The 239-nt window shown below is 56.1% G+C and carries 1 pseudogene; it reads left to right on the top strand.

Features of this window, described 5'->3' with window-relative positions:
* A pseudogene (locus MXD62_RS09520) lies at positions 1 to 239 on the top strand (histidinol phosphate phosphatase domain-containing protein); the annotation flags it as partial.

The raw sequence follows: 239 nt of genomic DNA, 5'->3' as shown, positions 1-239 counted from the left end.
GAGTATGTCGCGTTTATCCAATCCCAGAAAGAATGCTGGGAGGCGGACGGGGTTGGCTTGAAGCTGGGCATTGAACTGGACTATTTCCCCGGCGGTGAAGCGGTGCTGGCATCGGTGATCCAGCGGTATCCCTGGGATCATGTGATCGGTTCCGTCCACTTTCTCAACGGCTGGGGCTTCGACAATCCCGATACAAAGGAGCGCTTTGCCGATACCGATCTGCTCGCCCTGTATGGAAA

The organism is Frankia sp. Mgl5 (assembly GCF_023242985.1).
Lineage (GTDB): Bacteria > Actinomycetota > Actinomycetes > Frankiales > Frankiaceae > Parafrankia > Parafrankia soli.
Note: the sequence above shows the minus strand (reverse complement) of the source record. Positions and strands in the feature narration are given on the sequence as shown.